We start from the raw sequence: 255 nt of genomic DNA, 5'->3' as shown, positions 1-255 counted from the left end.
CGGCTGGTCTGCACGGTGTGCGCCGTAACGGCAAGCCGCCGCGTACGACGATCCCCGGACCACCGGACCACCGCCCCGACTTGGTCGAGCGCCACTTCCGCGCCGAGCGGCCCGACCGGTTGTGGGTTGCGGACATCACCTACATCCGGACCTGCTCGGGGTGGGTGTACGCCGCGTTCGTGACCGACGTGTGCACCCGCCGGGTCGTGGGCTGGCAGGTCGCGACCCACCTGCGCACCGAACTGGCCCTGGACG

At 71.8% G+C, this 255-nt stretch carries 1 protein-coding gene; it reads left to right on the top strand.

Translation table 11 applies throughout. The features are described 5' to 3' along the window. A partial coding sequence (locus GTR02_RS25055) for a DDE-type integrase/transposase/recombinase (protein WP_240896223.1) occupies nucleotides 1-255 on the top strand: 255 nt, incomplete at both ends.

This window comes from Kineococcus siccus (genome assembly GCF_009906795.1).
Lineage (GTDB): Bacteria > Actinomycetota > Actinomycetes > Actinomycetales > Kineococcaceae > Kineococcus > Kineococcus siccus.
This window is presented reverse-complemented; position numbering and strand designations above follow the sequence as displayed.